Below are 19,782 nucleotides of genomic sequence, written 5' to 3' on the forward strand. Positions count from 1 at the left end.
CTTCTCTTTTTAGGACTACTGTCTTCATATTTATTCAAAAATACCAAATCTTACCTTTATGTAGCTAAAAACTTCTTTGGGTACATTTATATTACAACACGATTCAAGTCCTCTAAATCCTGGCGATGAATTGATTTCACATATTTTATAATGATCTCCTTCAAACAACAAATCTACACCACCTATTTCTAACCCTGTTACTTTACACGCCTCCGTTGCTAGCCATTCGATTTCAGGTGTTAATTGATATTCTTTTACAGATCCCCCACCAGAAAAGTTCGATCTAAATTCATCGCCCTGAGCTACTCGTTCCATACAAGCAACAGCACGCCCTCCAATGATTAATACTCTTAGATCTCTACCATAACTATCTTTTATAAACTCTTGAATGATAATATTTACCTTCGCATTGGTTATTTCTACTAACTGCATCAAATGTTCAAAAGATTTTTTATTATTTGCTAAAAATACACCTTTTCCTTGTGTTCCTGATAAGGTCTTTACGACTGCTGGAAATCCAATATTTTTTTCTATTAGATCAATATTTACTGGAAATTTAACCAACATCGTTTTCGGTATAGGAAAATTATTCTGCGCTAATATTTGTTGTGTATACAATTTATCTTTTACGTTCTCTATAGGCTGTGATGAATTAATACATGGCACGCCGCGACGCTCTAACTGTCTAATAACAGCCAGCGCAAAATAGGTTGTTCCAGCGCCCATTCGTGGGAGTACAAAATCTGGCAATTGGGTTATTTCCCCGTCAACTAATATACTTTTCCTATTTTCACTTGTAACGAACAAATCTATTTGTTCCGGTTTCAACACTCTTAATTCTATCCCTTCATGTTTCGCTTCTTCAACAAATCTATTGACTTCATTTCTTTCAGATACAATTTCTGTTTCATTTTCGTTATAAATAATCCAACCTATCATTTATTACCCTCCCCATATCATCTTATTTTATGTTTGTTTCAGATCCTCATCCATGATTAAAACATTCTGCTAAAATCATTGATATAGCTATTATATACAATAAATTGAAAATAATCTATATAATAGGATACTTATCATGCAATTAAATTACAACTCCTCTTGAACTAAAAATTCATTGATATTTTATAGATGATATAAGTTTTTTTAAAAAAACAGCGCCCAGTTCAATGATATCTATTAGACTAGGCGCTGATCTATAGTATATTACTCCATTTTTAGTTTATCTTGATTGCTCCATAACCATTTTTCTATTGGTTCTACTTTCTAATATTGATCTAAATATAATCGATAAAACTACAATGATTCCTCCCATTAAAGCAAGTTGACCTGGTCTTTCTCCAGCACATATGAAAACCCACACTGGATTAAGCAAAGGTTCTATAACTGGAATAATGATTGCTTCAATAGCTGATACTTTAGGTACTGCTTCAGCAAATAATATGTATGAAATGCCAAGCTGAAACACCCCTAGCAAAACAAGCCCCACTATACTTTGCATACTCGGAACAGATTTTAAAACAAAAGGAATACTAACGATTAAGGTTATACAATTGCCTAAAAAAATCATTTCCACTGCTGTTCCTTCTTTTTGTAATTTAAGCATGATCACTACTCCTGCAAGTGCCACACCACTGAGTACGGATATAAAATTTCCAAGCATTTTTCCCGTTCCTAAGTCTCCAATAAAAAACATGATCATACCCATCATTACAAAAAATATACATGCCCCATCAACTAATTTTACCTTTTCCTTTAATATCCAGCCCGATAGAATTACCACCCATATAGGTGCAGTGTATTGAAGTAATATGACATTTGCTGCAGTAGTTAATTTATTTCCTATTACAAAAAGAATCACTGTAGTAGCATAGATACATGCCCCTATTAGTTTTAATTTATTCAATTTAAAAAGCTTTTTTGAATTTCCATTCTTCTTATTGTAGCGAATATAAAAATACATTACTACAGCAGAAATCCCACTTCTTGTCCCTGCAATAGCTATCGGATTCCACTCAACCAATTTTATCAATATCCCCCCTACGCTCCAAAGTACAGCAGCTATTACTAAAAATGATAATGCTTTTAATCTTTCTCTTTTCATAATATACCTTCTTCTTCATTTCGTCTTCTAACTCATATTAACAGAGGTTATGCACAAAATCTATAGTTATTTTGTGCATTTTAAAAATGCATATTAGTTCAATATCAAGTTTTGTGATAACATCATAAAATAGGTTTGATCAATATATTTTTTAATAGTAATTTATAGAACCTGTTTGATAAAAACATTGGTTTTAAGCCATTAATCAAAATGTATTTGGAAATAATTATATTGTTATTTTTTGTTGACTAACTTTTGTTTTTCTAAAATCACAAAATTCGACGTTGAACCCCTTTTTGTTTTAAAAAATATTTTTCAAGTACGATATTTATTTTCAATTCTTATAATTCACCTTATTCATTCTATTCTTGCTAATTTTTTATAATCTTTCATCGTATCTACATCTAAATGTTCTAGCTTATTTTTTATCATCACATTGATTTTATCTTGTATGTTTTCTTCTATTACTTTTCTTCCACCCATATCTCCTTTTAATTTCATGAGTTTATCAAAATATTTATTTGGGAATATTACAGGGCTTCCCTCCACATCCTCATAGCAAGGAACGATTATTTTATCTTTAAATCCATAAAAAGCATCTATCAATTTATTTATTGTATCTACTGTCAATAAAGGTTGATCGCCAGGTACAAATAGGATTCCATCTGCAAACTTTCCATAATCACATCCTATTTTAATGGATGCACTAATCCCTTCTTTTGCATCATGATTATGTAGAACGATACAGAAGTTATCTTTGCCTATTTTTTTTACCCCTTCGTCTCTTGCAACAACGATTACTTCATCTACCTTTGACATCTTTAGCATATGCATCACATGCTCTATTATGGATTTTTCCTTATATTTCAACAGTAATTTATTATTCCCCATTCTTTTAGAATAACCAGAAGCCATTAGAACTGCATAAATCATTTTTTCATCAATCCCATCAAAACCTTTTCAGGTGTAATATGTAAATCAGTAATTCTTACACCTACAGCAATTTTAAATGCACCATTCAAGTTTGGCACAGCACGCCTATCGTCCTTATAAAGGATAATCTTTACCAATATGTCATTTTGCACACTCTTTTGAAGAAATTCCTCTAAAGACATTCTGCCTTCTTTATATAATTCAACAGAAACATTTAGCGCTAATAGTGCTGTTATAAAATCTAAAAAACCATATCTAGCATAAACGGTCCCTCCTACAGTAACCAAGTTTCTGAGCTGAACCCCTATAATAAGTTCATAAGCCATATCTAAAGTTTCTGGCATTATGAATTCTTTTATATTCATATGCTACTCCCCTTTTATCATTTTTCATCTGTTTTATTTTATCATATTTTTTCTTTCTCTTCTAATTCACACTTTATAACATACGCATCATTTTTCTCTCTATTTTATCCGTTCAATATCAATCATACTTATTTTATTCCATAAAAAAATCCAAGGACATATACTTATATGTTATCCTCGGATTTTTATTTATAATATATTGTAACTTGTTAAATACTATTCGTTATTAGCATATCCTTGGTAGTAATTCTCCATCATGCATATTTAATATACGCGTTCCTCCTATGTCTGTTTTCAAATATACCCTGTTTTTATTATCATCTATAATTTCACCTATTATTGTAGCATTTTTCCCTAAAGGATCTCCTCGCATCGTATCAAGCACTTTGTTGGCATCATCTTTTGATACGATTACGACCACTTTTCCTTCATTTGCTACATACAAAGGATCAAATCCTAACATTTGGCACATACTCATTACTTCCTCTTTAATGAATATATCTTTTTCATTTAAAACTATACTCCTATTACTATGCGCTATTATTTCATTTAATGTTGTAGCTAATCCTCCTCTTGTTGGGTCTCTCATTATTCTTATGTTCTTACTTGTATTTAGTATATCTTTGATCAATGTGTTGAGTAAATTACAATCACTTTTTATATTTGCATCCAAACCTAATTCTTCTCTTTGACTCATTATACACATGCCATGATCGCCCAATGATCCACTTATTATTACTTTATCTCCTTCTTGTATATTATTTGCACATAAATATAATTGTCTATCTTCTATTAAGCCTATCCCCGTTGTATTTATAAAGATTTTATCTACACTTCCTTTTTCGACAACTTTTGTATCTCCCGCAATAACTTTTACATTCGCTTGCTTTGCCATTTTCGCCATAGACATCACAATTTTTTCTAAAATGCCTATTTCTAATCCTTCTTCTATAATAAAACCAACGGTAATATACATTGGTTTTGCTCCACTAACTGCTAAATCATTTATCGTCCCACATATAGATAATTTTCCTATATCTCCTCCTAGAAAAAATATTGGCTTTATAACAAATGAATCTGTCGTTACAGCTACTTTTCCATTCATTTTTTGCAAAATACTAGAATCATTTTTTTGTAATAATATATCATTTTTGAAATTTTTATAAAACAAATTTTCAATCAGTTTGTGTGTTGTCTTTCCTCCACTCCCATGCGATAAGGTGATAATCTCCATATATAACACTCCCTAATTATCTATACTATATTTCTCATCTTATTTTGTATTTGTAATATGCCCCACAAGTCCCTTCCTGTGATATCATACAAGCGCCTATTGGATTTGAAGGATTGCAAACTTTAGAAAATAACTTGCATTGTGTAGGTTTTTTTATGCCTTTTAATATTTCTCCACATAAACAATCTTTAGGAATAGGAGATGGTATTATTTTTATATCTATTTTAGATTTTACATCATAATTTTTATAGGCTTCTTTCATTTTAAAACCTGTATCTTTTATATTTCCAAGACCTCTCCACTCACTATTAGAAAGAACAAATACTTTATTCATCATTGCTGTAGCCTTTTCATTTCCTTCATATTTTACAATTCTATTGTATATATTTTTCACTTCATATTTCTCTTTATTGGCCATATCTACTAGATAATATATAGCAGCTATGATATCACAATATTCAAATCCTGCTATAACAGCAGGCGTATTCAACTCTTCAGACAAAAACTCAAAAGGTTTAACACCGATAATCGCACTTACATGCCCTGGACATAAAAAGCCATCAATATTCACTTGAGGATCCTTTACGACCTCCTTCATAACATTCGGCATAGTTTTTATCGATTGTAATATACTAAAGTTCTTTATATTTTCATTTTTAGCTTTATAAATGCTAAGTGCTATAATTGGGGCTGTTGTTTCAAAACCAATTCCTAAAAACACTACTTCTTTTTTAGGATTTTGTTTTGCCATTTCAAGCGCATCAAGAGGAGAAATAACGATACGAATATCCCTTCCCAAAGCCATCTCCAATTTAAGCGAACTCGATTTTCCTGGAACCTTTATCATATCCCCAAATGTAGTGATAATCACATTATCTCTTTCAGAAAGTGCTATTGCTGTATCTATATACCACTGTGGCGTTACACATACCGGACAACCTGGACCCGATATTAAGTTTATATTTGGAGGTAATAAATCTCTTATTCCATTTTTGAGTATAGACATTGTGTGCGTTCCACACACTTCCATGATCGTAATATCTTTTTTCGTGTTATGCCAAATATCGTTTAACATCTTTTGTGCTAACTTAGGATCTCTAAATTCTTTTATATATTTCATTGATATTTCCTCGTTATTCATCCTTCAAAATATGCTCAAATAATTCTAAAGTTTTTTGCGCTTCTTTTTTATTTAGCTTTTCTATAGCACATCCTGCATGTAATAAAATATAGTCTCCTATATTTAAAACATCTACTAAACTTGTATCTACTTTTATGTTGACTCCTCCAAAGTTTACCAAAGCTTTATTTTCAGTAACTTTTATAACCTGAGCTGGAACTGCTATACACATAAGTTCACCCCTTAGCCTTTGAAGATGCTACCACCAATTGTCCCAGACTTATGCCACTATCATTACAAGGTATGTATTTATGGATATAAACCTCAAAACCTTTTGATACTAATTTTTCATAGATGCCTTTTAATAATATTTCATTTTGGAATACACCCCCACTTAATGCAACTTTATTTATATGATGCTTTTGTCCTATAATCCCACAAATTTTTACCGAGAAATCGATTACTGTATTATGGAATTTTTTAGCTATTCTAGCATCACTTATATGTTGGTTTATATCCTCTATGATTCCTTTTATGATTTTATCTGTATTGACCCGATGTGTTCGGTTGATATATTCTATATCATAATCATATGTACCAGCTTCATTCTGATCTGCTTTATTTTCTAATAAAATAGCGGCTTCTCCTTCAAATGTTACTTTCCCCTTAAATCCTATTAAAGCAGATACAGCATCAAAAAATCTTCCCATACTCGAACACTTTGGAGAATTTATATTGTTTTTTATTATGGCTACAATCACTTTTATATTTTTATCTTTCAATCCTAGAGGTATATTTTCATATATATTATTTTTATATGTTTTATAGATATAGCTTATAGCCATCTTCCATGGCTCTTTGGTTGCTGCATCTCCTCCAGGCATATCGACCTCATTTATATGCGCTACTCTTTCAAACTCCTTATAATCACATATCAAAAATTCTCCTCCCCATACATTTCCATCTGTTCCATATCCAGTGCCATCATAAGCAATTCCAATGATTTTATCTTCTATTTTATTTTCAACCATACAGCTTACGATATGGGCATGATGATGTTGTACAGGAATCTTTTCTATATTTTGTTTATTTACATAGGAAGAAGACCAATCATTCGGATGCATATCATAAGCGATTATTTTAGGATTTATACTGTATATATTTTTTATATGATATACATTCTTTTCAAAGTGATTATATGTTTCTACATTTTCAATATCTCCTATATACGGACTTATAAATACATTTTCATTTTTAGATAACGCAAATGTGTTATTAAAATGTGATCCACAAGCAAATATGTCTTTTATATTTTTAAACCTCATAAAGATAGGTGAATAACCTCTCGCACTTCTTATAACCCTTTGTTCACTTAATATAACCCGACTTACAGAATCATCCATTGGCATATAAATTTCTCTATCATGCAGCATTAGATAATCTACAATACCCTTTAATTTTTCTAAAGCCTCTTCGTTTTTATAAACCATTGGCAACTTACTTACATTGGCACTGGTCATCACTAAAACTTCTATCTTTTCTTCAAATAATAGATAATGTAGCGGTGTATACGGAAGCATAACACCTAATTTATTACCGCTAGGTGCTATATTATCTGGTAATTTCTCTTTTCTTTTATTCAAGAGCAATATAGGTCTTTTATTACTTAAAATCACTTTTTCTTCTTCTTCACTTAAATAACAATATTTTTTCACTGTATTTATATCTTTCATCATCAATGCAAAAGGTTTGTTCGGTCTATGCTTTCTATTTCGAAGTATTTGTATCACTTCTTTGTTTTTTGCATCACAAGCTAAATGAAATCCACCTAACCCTTTTATGCCAAGAATCATCCCTTGTTTCATAAATTGAATCGTTTGTTTAATTGGATCATTGCATATTATTTTATTTCCAAAAGTATCAATAAGCACTATCTTTGGACCACAGTTCGGACAAGCATTGGGTTGTGCATGAAGTCTTCTATCCAGCGGATTTTTATATTCATCCTTACACAGATCACACATTTCAAACCTTTCCATAGTGGTTAAAATTCTATCATAAGGTAGCTTTTTTACGATTGAAAATCTAGGTCCACAATTTGTACAATTTGTGAAAGGATATCTGTACCTTCTGTCTTTATTATTTTTTATATCTCTTAGACAATCCTCACATGTCCCTATATCAGGGGATATAAAAGTAAACCCATTCGCTTCTTCATCACTATGTTTAATTTCAAAGCTTTTATAATTTAGTATCTTTTTATCTTCTATATTCATTTTATCTATGTTTGCTAATTTAGGGGGATTTTGTTTTAAGTGATCTATAAAATGATAGATATCTCTAATTTTACCTTCAATATCTATACATACACCTTTTGAAGTATTTTTTACATATCCATTCAAATGATTCTCTAGCGCCATTTTATATATAAAAGGTCTAAACCCAACGCCTTGTACGATTCCTTTTACAATTATATATTTTCTAATATATTCTTCTGCTATAGCAGCTTCCCCCCCTTATGATTGATTTGACATTTTAGATATTTACACAATTCCTCAATTCCTTCTTCTTCTCTGCAAGAAACTTCAAAAATTTTTATATCATCATTTAATGATGCAATATCTTTATAAAACATTTCCATATCAAAATCTGTCAATCCAATCATGTCTATCTTATTAAGTATTATAGCTTTTGATCGTTGAAACATAGATGGATACTTAAGAGGTTTATCATTTCCCTCCGTTACACTCATAACAGTGATTTTTATATCTTCACTCAAGTCATATGCTGCAGGACAAACTAAATTCCCAACATTTTCTATTACTAAAAAATCTAAATCACTCATATCTATATGTTCAAGTGCTTGTTCTACCATGGATGCATCTAAATGACAAGCCCCTCCTGTATTAACTTGAACCACATCTACAAGATGTTTTTGTATTCTTTGTGCATCTTTTGTAGTATATAAATCTCCTTCTATCACAGCCATATTCACTTTTTCTTTTGTATGCTTTATGATTTGCTCTAGAATAGAAGTTTTCCCAGAACCTGGAGAACCCAACAAGTTAATCGTAAATACTCCTTGCTCATTTAATATTTTTCGATTTTTTATTGCGATCGCATCATTATTTTTCAGTATATTTTTTTGTATCAATATCTGTTTCATACTACTCCCCCTCTATTTTTTCTAACAATAGTTCATATCCTGTCATTATATTTGAACTAAATTGGTTACATTTCGGACAAATTTTATTTGTATAATTAATGTAAAAACTTTCTTTACAAGCATCACAATACGCACGCGCTTTTATTCTTTGAATGATGAGTGCTGCATTTTCACATATGGTTTCTTTCGACATCCCTTCAAACGCAAATCTAAGGCCATTTTCTTCTATGCACGTGAATTCTCCTATTCTCAAAATGATTTTGTCTACTCTTTTTAAGTTGTACCTATTTACATTTTCATAGATGATTTCAAACAATTCTGCTACTACAGACACTTCATGCATTTTATTCTCCTATTTAAAGCAATTTTTATTTTATTAAAAACTGCACTACAAATATCTTCAAATTGAAGCTTTAAACAATCTGAAATGTACAAGCTAAAATCTACATTAAAAACTTCGATTCCAATAATATAGCCGCTAACTCCATATTTATCATTTTCAATCATATCTATAAAACTGCTCTCATGTTGTGTAGCTGGAGATTTTGAGTATTTTTTCGAATCTTTCAATGAAAACAATGTAACTTTTCCACTTTCTAAATCTAAATAGGTGCTGTCTACTATAATAATAAAATCATTGTCATTTATCTTATTTAAGCAATATAAAAAATCAATTTCTCCAATAATTACCTCTATTTCTGGATCAATCATCTTTATTTTATTTTCTATAGTTTTTAAAACATATAAAGCAATCCCATCATCACCCATAACCCTATTTCCTATACCAATAACTTTTATCATACTTAAACAATCCTTATGGTCATGCTATTATATTTATTGCTCATAATATGGGTGGCACAAGAAACACAAGGATCAAAAGACCGAACAATTCGTCCAACCTCTACAGGGTTTTTTACATCTTTAACATAAGTTCCTATTAATGCTTTTTCTATAACACCCTTTACACCATTTGAATCCATTGGCGATGTATTCCACGAGGTTGGCGTTATAATCGTATACTTTTTGATTTTTTGGTTTTCTATAAATAGCCAATGTCCCAAAGCCCCTCTTGTTGTTCCCTTCAGTCCAATACCATATGCCCTATTAGGTATTTCATATCGCTGTTGATTTGAAGGTCCTAGTCTTATTTTTGTTAAAAGATTCTCAATAATATTGCATATTTTTTTAGCCTCTAATACCCTTGCAATGGTTCGATCCATAGTAGAAACACCTCTGGTATATTCTCCACTTAGCCATAATCTTGCTAAAGGACCTACTTCCATTGGACTTTCATCATATCTAGGTGCCTTAATAAAGCTGTATGCATTTTCTTTGTACCTGTCTGTTTCAACATATCCTTCTTTCGGTGAGATATTTACTTGATCTGCTTTATACCAAGCATAATATATATTTTCGGTAATTTTCTTATCATCAAAAGGATATCTTTTATCATTGCGTAATACTGCTGGTTTCACATATATAAACGGTGCATTATAATCATCATCAAATACACCATAGCTTATAAAATTACCATATCCCTTCCCATTATGAAAGTAATCACTATAATATTTAGCGATAATGCCAACATCTTCTATCATTATATTTTCTATAAACCCTTTTATAGATGCGATGATTGATTTTAATTCTATAAATATGGATGCATTCATATTTACTGTAACACCACCAACAAATACCCCATGGTTATGGGGCGCCTTTCCTCCAAGAATCGCTAACATTTTATGCGCCTGTCTACTATACTCTATTGACGCTATATAATGTTTGCTTAACTTTTCATCTACTATTTTGGGTAACCTATAATCTCCATGAGATTCCTTATATAATGGATTAATCTGTGGCCCCTTTACATAATCTGGAAAAGTATATTGATAAAAATGTCTTAAATGATTTTGTAAAAACTCACACCCATGAATCATATCTCTAATCATGCGATCATTTTCATTAGGTACTACTTTTAAAGCATCTTCAAGTGCTAAGGCTGATGCGATAGAATGCGCTGTTGAGCAAATACCACATATTCTTTGTGTAAAATATATGGCATCTAAAGGGGGTCTTCCTTCTAGCATTTTTTCAAATCCTCTAAAGAGCATCCCGCTGCTTTTTGCATTTTTTATGATATGATTCTCTATATAAACTTCTATTTCTAAAAACCCACTTATTCGGGTAAGTGGGTTAATGACAATCTTTTCGCCCATAAATTTCACCTCCCTTAATACCTTACAAACGGTTCCATTAAGTCAGGGAACCCGTTTCTTGCACAACCTATACAAGGCGTATTATCTCCTATTGGCCAATTGATGCTATTATTCCATCGTCTTATTGGGCAATCTGTTTTTGTAATAGGTCCTCTACATCCTAACTTAAACATACATTCCTTATCCCCCAGTTTTTGTGCAAATATTCCTTTGTCAAAATATGCTCTTCTTGGACATCGGTCATGAATGGTGATCCCATAAAAAACAACCGGCCTATTTTCTTCATCAAGTATAGGTTTCCCAAACGATATAATATCTGCTAATGTCCCCATTACCCACCGAGGATGTGCTGGACATCCTGGAACTCTTATTACTTCTCTATCTAAAAAATCATATACACTCTTACTAAGTGATGGATTGGGCCTTGCTGCTGAAGGACCTCCATATGCTGCACATGAGCCTACCGCAAGAACATATTTCGCTTTTTTTCCTGCCATGGCTACTGCTTCCATTCCCGTTATCAATTTTTCTTTATATCTAGCAATTACATTATAAAGTCCATTGTCTTTCGTAGAAACTGCACCTTCTACTACAAGAATAAATTCTGTATCTAATGTTTCTAAAAATTTTTCAAATGCTGCTTCTCCCTCTTGTGCCATAAGACTATTGTTGTATGTCATATTTACCATTTGTTTAAGTAAAAATATCACATCTGGATTTTCTCCATTTAATAAAGATATAATATTTCCAGAACACCCACATGCCTCAAGCCAAATAAGATTGATTTTATGATTTGGATTTATATTCGCTATCGTAAAATCTATTATTTGTCTAGGAATTCTTCTTTTATTTTCGAATATGGGACACTTTCTATTCATCAAATAAAGCCCCCTCATTTATTTCTTCAAAACCCCTACTTTAGGCAAATTCTTTAAAATTTCTTCATTGTTATGACATCTATTAAACGCATCTGTTAAATCTTTTCCAGCATATAAGCCAAAATGCGTACCTCCACCCCACGTACTTTCTGTGCTTACATCATAAACAATACCATTGACTGCTATATAGGCTGGTTTACCATTTGATCCATCATATTTTGCTAACTCCTCAATTGTAAATTGTTTTGGATTACCATGTTTTAGCTGTGTTCTATGATTGTTATTGAAAGCACTTGTTAGGTTCCTTAATTTGCTCTCCTCATATTTTAAAAGCTCACCATAATAAAACTTTTGATAGGAATATAAAGCAAATAGCTTTATTCTTTTTAAATAATTTATTTTCCTAATACTTTCTTGAATTGCGAATGCTATATCTTCATTTTTATTCACATTATTCACCTCATATTTTTCGATAAAATATATGATTTCATAAAATTAATTCCTTTTAATAACTATTTGACGATCCTCTGTTTTATTACAATAAAAGTTCTAATTATTTCCAAACCCCTTTTTAGTACTTAACTAGCTTATTCTTTATCTTAAGTATATTCCACCACTTTATAAGTAATCGATTATTAATTTCCCAAAATAACAACATCAGATAAAGGGTGATCAACTAAATATTAAAGAATTCACATTTACAGATGCTGGTGAATATCGTATTGCTACAACAAAAGATAAAGAATACGTTTTTCAAAATATCAATTTGAAAATTCTCAGAAAATAAAATGTACTATTTCTAATGCATTGACGCAGGAATTAATTTTCGAGGGTTTCGCAAATTCACTCAAAAGCACTAAAATTTATTCTGGTGTTGCTAAAGCTATTGAATCTTTTCTTTATGGAAAAGATGTAGCTTAATTTACTTGTAAACTAGTGTATCCCTATTTAAACGAGAAAATATTTACTTGCTATATTCTAAAAAAAATAAAAACTATTTTTGCATCTCAATATAAATAGTAATCATGTTTGTAACATCTTTAGGACCTTATTCATACATTGTATTAGGACAAGAACAGTAAAAGTCCTAGTATTTTGAGTAAGTAAAGGAGGTGTAACATATGGCTGATGGCGCATACGGAGGATTATTTAACAGTGGTAGCGAATTATTATTCTTCTTTCTATTACTAGTTGTCCTCTTCTGTAATTGTTATGGAGGATTTGGTGGATTTTTCGGTGGATACTAGAATTTAATATACTAAGTAGCTAAATATTATTTGGCATTTCCTCACTATGATCAGGGTTCATCCTGATCATAGTTTTTTTAAAAGAATCTAGCAATCATCTCACTTATACCCTTTTATAAAATGAGATAAGATAAGTTTTATTATTGAAATTGGTGTATGAAAAATGGGGATAACGCTATATCTGTATGATTTATCTCCGTCAAGACAAATTTTTTTTATTGTAAATTATTTATTTTTTCTATATTTCCAAATTTATTTAGCCCCTGTATAAAAAAAATAAATAATCACACTATATATATAGTATATTATTTCTAAAAAAAGATTTTAAAATGGATATTATAACGAATACCACTGATAAATAGAAAAAATATAGGGATTCTTGTAATCAGCATAGACAAGTCTGTTATGCATACACCTAATATAGGCGTAAGAGAGGAATTTAAATTTATGATAAAGGAAGATTTTAACTCAAGACTGATAACATCTATTTTTACAATTTTTATTTTTATTATTTCTGTTACGTTTTTTATGAAAAAACAAATTTATCTTGTTCTTTACGCGATTTTTATATATGTTATTTATATTATTTTTCTTTATTTTGAGAGTAGAAAAATCTATAAAGTAAAAAACTATATAAAGGCATTGGTCGTTATCACAATTATGATAGATATTGTAGCAGGATTTTATTTTAACTTCTATCATACTACAAATTGGTTCGATAAAGCTATGCATATGTTTGGATGTTTTTCATTTACACTTCTTTTTCATTCTATGATTCATCTATACATAAAAAATTTTTCGGATTTTAAAATAGTTATTTTTATTTTTATAACATCATTAGGTGTTACATCCGGTGTTTTTTATGAATTTATTGAATTTGGATTAGATGTGATTTTAAAAAGCAAAAATCAGAATGGATTAATAGATACAAACTTAGATTTACTATTTGATACACTTGGTTCTATGTTAGCTACTATTTTTATCATATACAGAAAATCTTCCTATTAATAGATTTATAAAATATATTGGCACAAAAGTATTAAGAAAACTTTCATTTCCATAAAAAAGCTTCATTCGTTCTTTAGCAAACTTCTTTAATTTTTATACTTGAACATAAAGAATATATGTTTTTAAAAGAGTAAAAGTAACCAATGGTAAACATAAAATTTGAATATCCTAGGAGGAAAATTGAATGTATGAACAAATACTAATGACAATCATTCGGGGAATTTTTACATATATTTTAGCATTACTACTTACTAGATTTATGGGAAGAAAGCTTATTTCTCAGATGACATTCTTCGACTTTGTCATTGGTGTTTCAATGGGTTCAATGGCTGCTAATCTAGCGATAGGATCGAAAAGTACACCAACCACTGCATCAACTGCCCTAATTACCTTATCCATATTAGCCATACTAACAGGGTTCGCTCATATTAAAAGTTTCAAAATAAGAAAGATAGTTGACTCAGAGCCCGTCATCCTAATTGATAACGGGAATATTGTTGAAGATAATATGAAACGTGTTCGTCTTATTCATGTAATGATAGCATGACTCTAACTCATTTCATCTATTATTTTTTAAATTGAATAAATAATTCTACAATTTCACCTTTATTCATTACTCTTATTGAAGGGCCCCATATTCCATATCCTGAAGAGACAACTACATGAAATTTTTCCTTTTTAAGCATTCCATAGCCTATTTCAAAAATTCTTTTTGTAATTAAGTGATTAGGAAAAAACTGTCCTCTATGGGTTGTCCTTGTATTTTTATTAATTTTGTAATACAATTTTTTTAATCCTCTATTTCTTCGAGTATGTCACTTAAAAGCTTTGGAAAATGCTGACTCATATCTGTCCCTGCTAAATATACTTCAAGAACATCACTATCCAAATTTTTTATATAACTGTAATGTGCCATTTTCATTCAATTTTTCGAGCCATATCATCTTCATGATCTCTAGCTCTTCACTATAATCTGTTTTTTCTTCTTTTTCACCATATTCCTTCCAATCATTCTGCGTATCTTTTACTCTATGGCTACCCTTTTTGAGCTCAAACCTAAATCTATTTAAAGTACTCTTCACATCTGTGCTTACATTTATAAAAGCTTTTCCATTCATATTATTTCGAATTATAAATACGCCCATTGGCATCTCTATTTCCTTATACCTTCGCTTCATTTCATTATTCTTTTTCATTCATTTCACTCCTCTGATCGTTCGTATTCCTATTTCTGCTTTTTTAACATTTGCACAATTTCTGCATGAAGCTTATCTGCCATAATCATAACATTTTCAGGTAAATACATAGACGAATTTTTATACATCAAAAGTTGGTTAAAATGTGACAATATCATCTTCGCAAAATCTATAATCCAGTTGATTCGTTCAGAATAAAACCGTCAAAATACAAGATCTAGCACAACTGGACGTTTTCCATAAAATTTAGGTAAATCTTCTCTTTTTACTAAATCTACACAGTTTTTATATTTATTAATTACAATGTCGCCCACTTCTGCAAAAGGTGTTTGTTCAGTTGGTGTTATATAAACCTCACCCATTGAACTTTCTCTATACTCATAGTTACTATATCTAATCCAATCTGTAGAAAAACTCCCTATTAAGGTTATTTTCCCTTCCATTAGAAACCCTCCTATAATTTTATAGATTTTTTATTCTTGTACTATATGTTATGTTTTTACATAAAAAGAATCCGAGAATAATACATTAATATGTTATTCTCGGATTTACATTTCGTATTTATTCACTAATATACCGTTTTAATACTTAAATTACTTTAATATAAATTGCATTGTAGCTAATATCCATAAGTACAATGTATAAAAAGATCTAGAGAATTGACTCTCCTGCGATTAAATCTTTTTCACAGGAAAATAAATTTCTGTTATATAGTCCTTTGGATTACCTCTAGCATCTAATCTTTTTATATACCTGTCAAAAGAAGCACCTATCAATACAGCATATCCTTGACCGATCTCACTATACTATTTCTTTCGGAATTTTTATTAAACTATTTCTGCTAAAAATCAAGTTCTTTATTTCCAACAACTGCTAAAGTGTAATTTATGTTTTCAAAAGCATGATAATAATCAGCTCTCCCTTTAAAATATCTTTCTTCAATATCCACGGGAGAGAGATGTTCATAAATTAGTAAACCAGCTTTTTCAAGATTAGATTCGAGCTCAAAATACGCATATCCTGTTTTCATAGGTTCCCCAGCCATTGTAGCCATACCAACCATAGCACTTACACGAGCTGATGTTTTTTCAGGATAAAAAATATCCCCATCTGCATAATCAAATACTAATGCGCTTCCCTGTGGTGAAATACTAGCAATATCTTTAAACATATTATAGATTTCTTCTCTCCTTAAGTAATAAGTTACGCCTAACCAACTAAAAAAAGTAAGTTCATTAGGATTATATTCAGAATCGAGTAGCGAATTTTTAAAATAATCTTTAGAAAAATCAACTGGTACATATTTAATATTCGCATCTATTTCCCAGCCTAACGCCTTAATTCTTTTTAGTTTCAATTCTTGAGTATCTGGATGATCCACTTCAAAAACTTTTATTTTATTTAACACTTTAGGTTTTCTAAATGCAAATGTATCAAACCCTGCGCCAAGAATAACATATTGCTTTACGCCTAATTTAATCGCATTCTCAAGCATATCCTCAGCATACCTATTTCTTCCCAAAGGTGTTGGTGCTATTTGATTCTGTACAACCCACTTTAATGCTGATTCTTTATCTGGATATAAATATGCTTCTTTAGAATTAAAAAATTTAATTCCTTCAGCCATGTTTTTAGAAATATTACAAAACTCCTCATCCTTAATAAGTTTTCGTGCTAAATAATCATTGAAAATCTTTGGTTCCTCATATAATGCATGGTACGCACGACCAAATGCTGATACAAGGGCTGTCATACTCCCTTTCCTGTTTTCCATAAAAACACTCCTTTTAATTTAAAATTCATCATTGACATTTCGTTTTATTTGTGGTATAATTAATTTTAACAGATTTCGTTTATATATTTTACCATTTTATCAGTTCAATATCAATACTACTTATTTTATTATTTAATAAATTATCTTACTTATGGTATGTTATAAATATAGGAAAAAATACAGACAAATTTATTACATAAAAATAATCCAAGGACATATAATTATATGTTACCCTTGGATTTTTATTTGCTTATGTAATAATAGTTATTTTATGGTACGGTTCACCGTACTGTATGCAACAGCGGTTTTTAATCAGTCTTTTATTGGCACATAAATCTTTATGTTAGGATAATCTTCAGGAAATAACTTTCCATTTTTAACTTGCCATTCTTCACGCCATTTTATCTTTGGATTTATACGCTCTCCTTTAAAATTAATCCAATTAACAGCTTCATTCCACATATGGGGGAGGTTCTTAAAGTCCGTGTTGCATGTTACAAACTTGCCTCCTACCAAAACTTCCTTTTTTATGGTTCTATCATTAATAATCATGCTATCATCAATGGTTACCATAGCTATATACCATCTTTTTATACCTTTTCGTTTTATATTGTAATTATGATGAGCAAAAAATTTATGCTCATCTGATGTATTACTTATACCGTTAGCATTACTCCACTTTAGTAGTATTTCCCAGGCTTCAAAGGGTGCTGTATCCTCTTCATCAAACACTTTACACATTGCAACATTAGTATCGTTAACGAGATTTATTGAATATTCACTTTTCTCACATATTGGCATAAATAATTCTACATCATAATTAAAATCTTCATTAAAACCCTCCACGTGTTCTTCTAACCACTGATGTGTTCCAAATTCATATTTACTTAACTTTACCCAACTTTTAAATCTTGCCCATGCTTTGGAAATATCTTTTACACCTATAGTCGTAACTGCATACATTCCTCCGCTTAATTCCTTCATCTTCACACGCTCATCATTAGTATTAAAATTCTCATCAATGGTAATACATGCTTCATACCCATATTGACCCTTTCCTGGCTTACACTCTGTCGTATCATATCCAAAAAGTCTATATTTATTATTATCTAAAATTATACTATTATTTTTTGCCCAATCTAATAGAGCTTTAAAAGCATTAATTTCAGGATTATTGCCGTAGTATTCAAAACAAGCTACTTTAATAGGATCCATTTTCTTCAGAACCTTTATATCAGGATATTTATCAAGAAGGTTTTTATCTTGAATTTCATAATACTTATCCAAAACATCAATTTTATCAAATCTATATTCTAAATTTTCCTTCATAAATGTAGTTGGATTACACCCAACAATATGCTTAAATGCCTTTGAAAAAGTATCACTACTCGAAAATCCATATTTAACTGCTATGTTCATTATATTATCTTTGTTTAACATAATATCTTCACTAGCTAGACTTATTCGTCTTTTTCTAATATACTCTTTAACCCCATGACCTGTCAGTGCAAAGAATATCCTATAAAAATTTGAAAATGACATAAAGGCTTCTTTTGCTACCTCTTTTAGATTAATTTTATTTTCTAGATTTCTTTCAATATAATCAACAGAATTTTGTATACGCTCATAGTAATTCATAAAATAATCCCCCTAAAATTCATTATGATATTATTATAATGAATTTTATCATACATATCCCGACTTTTTTTCTAAAAATTATCTAATTCTAAATATCTTATGATTAGTTCGAAATCGCACTTATTTATGGTACGGTTCACCTCTATTAATCCTAAATCTCACCTAATCATAAATTCCTTAAATACATTTAGGAGATATCTTCTTAATACGATTTACTAACTTCCCAAAATACCCAACACCTGATACCATTCTTTTATAAACAAGAGTCATAAGAATCAAACCGCCTGTTTTTTCTGATTTGTATACAATGTTAGACAAATCATCACTTACTGCGTATTAAAATATTTAAAATCAATAAAAATGCTTCTATTCCCGAAGCATTTTCTGAGGATATGCGATGACCAAAATTGCTTGTTTAACTCTTGACATATATCTTATACTTCTATATTATTTTATAAAATAGCATATGCTAATTCAACTATTTTATAGGAGGAATAATTATATGAAAATTGCATTACCATCTCGACAGAATCTTATAGACGATCATTTTGGTCACTGTGAATACTTTACTGTTTTTACAGTGGACAACAATAACAAGGCGATTATTTCTCAAGAAATTATTCCATCACCAGCAGGCTGTGGTTGTAAATCAAATATCGCACAAACTTTATCAGATATAGGTGTATCTATTATACTTGCAGGTAATATGGGTAATGGTGCCGTACGTGTGTTAAACAACTCTGGCATTGAAGTAATACGCGGATGTTCAGGCGATCTTAAGACTGTTGCTCTCAAATGGCTTGAAGGTAATATTTGGATTGTCAACAGTAAATCAAACAACTTTTTTAAGGTTAGTAATCCTATATTGATACGGTGTTAAATATCCTAGTGATGAATGAATCCTATAAT

23 protein-coding genes are annotated in these 19,782 nt (G+C 30.4%); 4 read left to right on the forward strand and 19 right to left on the reverse strand.

The genetic code is table 11. The annotated features are described in order from the left end of the window. Window positions 1-30 precede the first annotated feature (30 nt). The 14 genes from EV214_RS10165 to EV214_RS10230 all read right to left on the reverse strand — a co-directional run bounded on the left by EV214_RS10165 (window position 31) and on the right by EV214_RS10230 (window position 12,460). Window positions 31-939, reverse strand: a complete 909-nt coding sequence (locus EV214_RS10165) for an ATP-grasp domain-containing protein (RefSeq protein ID WP_132245375.1) — start codon at window positions 937-939, stop codon at window positions 31-33. A 280-nt stretch (window positions 940-1,219) separates the two neighbouring features. Further along, window positions 1,220-2,101 (reverse strand): DMT family transporter, encoded by an 882-nt coding sequence (locus EV214_RS10170; RefSeq protein WP_132245377.1) that lies wholly within the window; start codon window positions 2,099-2,101, stop codon window positions 1,220-1,222. A gap of 357 nt (window positions 2,102-2,458) precedes the next feature. Then, window positions 2,459-3,034 carry a nucleotidyltransferase family protein gene (locus tag EV214_RS10175; protein WP_132245379.1) on the reverse strand — a complete coding sequence of 192 codons (576 nt, stop codon included), beginning with the start codon at window positions 3,032-3,034 and terminating at the stop codon, window positions 2,459-2,461. Then, on the reverse strand, window positions 3,031-3,399 hold the full coding sequence (locus EV214_RS10180; protein WP_132245381.1) for an FAD binding domain-containing protein: 369 nt from the start codon (window positions 3,397-3,399) through the stop codon (window positions 3,031-3,033). The genes EV214_RS10175 and EV214_RS10180 overlap by 4 nt, the downstream gene beginning before the upstream one ends. Before the next feature lie 226 nt (window positions 3,400-3,625). Beyond that, a complete protein-coding gene (gene hypE / locus EV214_RS10185) occupies window positions 3,626-4,633 on the reverse strand; it encodes a hydrogenase expression/formation protein HypE (protein ID WP_132245383.1) in 1,008 nt (335 codons plus the stop codon). A gap of 34 nt (window positions 4,634-4,667) precedes the next feature. Continuing rightward, the gene (hypD, locus tag EV214_RS10190; RefSeq protein WP_132245385.1) at window positions 4,668-5,753 is read right to left on the reverse strand and encodes a hydrogenase formation protein HypD; all 1,086 of its coding nucleotides are present in this window, start codon (window positions 5,751-5,753) and stop codon (window positions 4,668-4,670) included. A gap of 13 nt (window positions 5,754-5,766) precedes the next feature. Continuing rightward, window positions 5,767-5,985 carry a HypC/HybG/HupF family hydrogenase formation chaperone gene (locus EV214_RS10195; protein WP_132245387.1) on the reverse strand — a complete coding sequence of 73 codons (219 nt, stop codon included), beginning with the start codon at window positions 5,983-5,985 and terminating at the stop codon, window positions 5,767-5,769. A 4-nt stretch (window positions 5,986-5,989) separates the two neighbouring features. Continuing rightward, complete coding sequence (gene hypF / locus EV214_RS10200; RefSeq protein WP_330571294.1) at window positions 5,990-8,254, reverse strand: carbamoyltransferase HypF; 2,265 nt, start codon at window positions 8,252-8,254, stop codon at window positions 5,990-5,992. Further along, window positions 8,251-8,919, reverse strand: a complete 669-nt coding sequence (hypB, locus tag EV214_RS10205) for a hydrogenase nickel incorporation protein HypB (RefSeq protein ID WP_132245391.1) — start codon at window positions 8,917-8,919, stop codon at window positions 8,251-8,253. Before hypB ends, hypF begins: the two co-directional genes overlap by 4 nt. A 1-nt stretch (window position 8,920) precedes the next feature. Continuing rightward, on the reverse strand, window positions 8,921-9,262 hold the full coding sequence (gene hypA / locus EV214_RS10210) for a hydrogenase maturation nickel metallochaperone HypA (RefSeq protein ID WP_207669669.1): 342 nt from the start codon (window positions 9,260-9,262) through the stop codon (window positions 8,921-8,923). Beyond that, complete coding sequence (locus EV214_RS10215; RefSeq protein ID WP_132245393.1) at window positions 9,244-9,720, reverse strand: hydrogenase maturation protease; 477 nt, start codon at window positions 9,718-9,720, stop codon at window positions 9,244-9,246. The genes hypA and EV214_RS10215 overlap by 19 nt, the downstream gene beginning before the upstream one ends. A 2-nt stretch (window positions 9,721-9,722) precedes the next feature. After that, window positions 9,723-11,132 carry a nickel-dependent hydrogenase large subunit gene (locus tag EV214_RS10220; protein WP_132245395.1) on the reverse strand — a complete coding sequence of 470 codons (1,410 nt, stop codon included), beginning with the start codon at window positions 11,130-11,132 and terminating at the stop codon, window positions 9,723-9,725. Between the two features lie 14 nt (window positions 11,133-11,146). After that, a complete protein-coding gene (locus EV214_RS10225; RefSeq protein ID WP_132245397.1) occupies window positions 11,147-12,010 on the reverse strand; it encodes a hydrogenase small subunit in 864 nt (287 codons plus the stop codon). 18 nt (window positions 12,011-12,028) lie between these two features. Beyond that, window positions 12,029-12,460: a cytochrome b5 domain-containing protein gene (locus EV214_RS10230; RefSeq protein ID WP_243116614.1), complete on the reverse strand. Its 432-nt coding sequence runs from the start codon at window positions 12,458-12,460 to the stop codon at window positions 12,029-12,031. A 671-nt stretch (window positions 12,461-13,131) separates the two neighbouring features. On the opposite strand from EV214_RS10230, the gene EV214_RS19385 reads away from it, so the two are divergent. The 3 genes from EV214_RS19385 to EV214_RS10240 all read left to right on the forward strand — a co-directional run bounded on the left by EV214_RS19385 (window position 13,132) and on the right by EV214_RS10240 (window position 14,812). Beyond that, window positions 13,132-13,257 carry a hypothetical protein gene (locus EV214_RS19385; protein WP_279233122.1) on the forward strand — a complete coding sequence of 42 codons (126 nt, stop codon included), beginning with the start codon at window positions 13,132-13,134 and terminating at the stop codon, window positions 13,255-13,257. 447 nt (window positions 13,258-13,704) lie between these two features. After that, window positions 13,705-14,265: a hypothetical protein gene (locus tag EV214_RS10235; RefSeq protein ID WP_165916328.1), complete on the forward strand. Its 561-nt coding sequence runs from the start codon at window positions 13,705-13,707 to the stop codon at window positions 14,263-14,265. A 184-nt stretch (window positions 14,266-14,449) separates the two neighbouring features. Continuing rightward, on the forward strand, window positions 14,450-14,812 hold the full coding sequence (locus EV214_RS10240; protein WP_207669670.1) for a DUF421 domain-containing protein: 363 nt from the start codon (window positions 14,450-14,452) through the stop codon (window positions 14,810-14,812). Window positions 14,813-14,831: 19 nt separating this feature from the next. On the opposite strand, the gene EV214_RS10245 is transcribed toward EV214_RS10240, so the two are convergent. The 5 genes from EV214_RS10245 to EV214_RS10265 form a co-directional block, all read right to left on the reverse strand. Beyond that, a complete protein-coding gene (locus EV214_RS10245; RefSeq protein ID WP_132245401.1) occupies window positions 14,832-15,050 on the reverse strand; it encodes a metallophosphoesterase family protein in 219 nt (72 codons plus the stop codon). Window positions 15,051-15,146: 96 nt separating this feature from the next. Beyond that, window positions 15,147-15,461, reverse strand: coding sequence for a GIY-YIG nuclease family protein (locus tag EV214_RS10250; RefSeq protein ID WP_132245403.1), 315 nt, complete (start codon window positions 15,459-15,461; stop codon window positions 15,147-15,149). Window positions 15,462-15,664: 203 nt separating this feature from the next. After that, window positions 15,665-15,904 (reverse strand): hypothetical protein, encoded by a 240-nt coding sequence (locus EV214_RS10255; RefSeq protein WP_132245405.1) that lies wholly within the window; start codon window positions 15,902-15,904, stop codon window positions 15,665-15,667. A 398-nt stretch (window positions 15,905-16,302) separates the two neighbouring features. Further along, entirely contained in the window at window positions 16,303-17,235 is a 933-nt protein-coding gene (locus tag EV214_RS10260) for a class I SAM-dependent methyltransferase (RefSeq protein WP_132245407.1), read from the reverse strand. A 312-nt stretch (window positions 17,236-17,547) separates the two neighbouring features. Next, complete coding sequence (locus EV214_RS10265) at window positions 17,548-18,873, reverse strand: effector binding domain-containing protein (RefSeq protein ID WP_132245409.1); 1,326 nt, start codon at window positions 18,871-18,873, stop codon at window positions 17,548-17,550. Window positions 18,874-19,375: 502 nt separating this feature from the next. Here EV214_RS10265 and EV214_RS10270 point away from each other — a divergent pair. After that, window positions 19,376-19,753 (forward strand): NifB/NifX family molybdenum-iron cluster-binding protein, encoded by a 378-nt coding sequence (locus EV214_RS10270; protein WP_132245411.1) that lies wholly within the window; start codon window positions 19,376-19,378, stop codon window positions 19,751-19,753. Window positions 19,754-19,782: the final 29 nt, after the last annotated feature.

Origin of the sequence: Marinisporobacter balticus (genome assembly GCF_004345705.1) — a bacterium.
GTDB lineage: Bacteria > Bacillota > Clostridia > Peptostreptococcales > Thermotaleaceae > Marinisporobacter > Marinisporobacter balticus.

Coding starts and splice junctions, on each gene's coding strand:
- EV214_RS10225 (WP_132245397.1), bottom strand. CDS start 12,010: ATGAATAGAAAGTGTCCCATATTCGAAAATAAAAGAAGAATTCCTAGA.
- EV214_RS10220 (WP_132245395.1), bottom strand. CDS start 11,132: ATGGGCGAAAAGATTGTCATTAACCCACTTACCCGAATAAGTGGGTTT.
- EV214_RS19385 (WP_279233122.1), top strand. CDS start 13,132: ATGGCTGATGGCGCATACGGAGGATTATTTAACAGTGGTAGCGAATTA.
- EV214_RS10270 (WP_132245411.1), top strand. CDS start 19,376: ATGAAAATTGCATTACCATCTCGACAGAATCTTATAGACGATCATTTT.
- EV214_RS10235 (WP_165916328.1), top strand. CDS start 13,705: ATGATAAAGGAAGATTTTAACTCAAGACTGATAACATCTATTTTTACA.
- hypE (WP_132245383.1), bottom strand. CDS start 4,633: ATGGAGATTATCACCTTATCGCATGGGAGTGGAGGAAAGACAACACAC.
- EV214_RS10175 (WP_132245379.1), bottom strand. CDS start 3,034: ATGATTTATGCAGTTCTAATGGCTTCTGGTTATTCTAAAAGAATGGGG.
- hypB (WP_132245391.1), bottom strand. CDS start 8,919: ATGAAACAGATATTGATACAAAAAAATATACTGAAAAATAATGATGCG.
- EV214_RS10195 (WP_132245387.1), bottom strand. CDS start 5,985: ATGTGTATAGCAGTTCCAGCTCAGGTTATAAAAGTTACTGAAAATAAA.
- EV214_RS10180 (WP_132245381.1), bottom strand. CDS start 3,399: ATGAATATAAAAGAATTCATAATGCCAGAAACTTTAGATATGGCTTAT.
- EV214_RS10250 (WP_132245403.1), bottom strand. CDS start 15,461: ATGAAAAAGAATAATGAAATGAAGCGAAGGTATAAGGAAATAGAGATG.
- EV214_RS10170 (WP_132245377.1), bottom strand. CDS start 2,101: ATGAAAAGAGAAAGATTAAAAGCATTATCATTTTTAGTAATAGCTGCT.
- hypD (WP_132245385.1), bottom strand. CDS start 5,753: ATGAAATATATAAAAGAATTTAGAGATCCTAAGTTAGCACAAAAGATG.
- EV214_RS10260 (WP_132245407.1), bottom strand. CDS start 17,235: ATGGAAAACAGGAAAGGGAGTATGACAGCCCTTGTATCAGCATTTGGT.
- EV214_RS10265 (WP_132245409.1), bottom strand. CDS start 18,873: ATGAATTACTATGAGCGTATACAAAATTCTGTTGATTATATTGAAAGA.
- EV214_RS10165 (WP_132245375.1), bottom strand. CDS start 939: ATGATAGGTTGGATTATTTATAACGAAAATGAAACAGAAATTGTATCT.
- EV214_RS10240 (WP_207669670.1), top strand. CDS start 14,450: ATGTATGAACAAATACTAATGACAATCATTCGGGGAATTTTTACATAT.
- EV214_RS10255 (WP_132245405.1), bottom strand. CDS start 15,904: ATGGAAGGGAAAATAACCTTAATAGGGAGTTTTTCTACAGATTGGATT.
- EV214_RS10215 (WP_132245393.1), bottom strand. CDS start 9,720: ATGATAAAAGTTATTGGTATAGGAAATAGGGTTATGGGTGATGATGGG.
- hypA (WP_207669669.1), bottom strand. CDS start 9,262: ATGCATGAAGTGTCTGTAGTAGCAGAATTGTTTGAAATCATCTATGAA.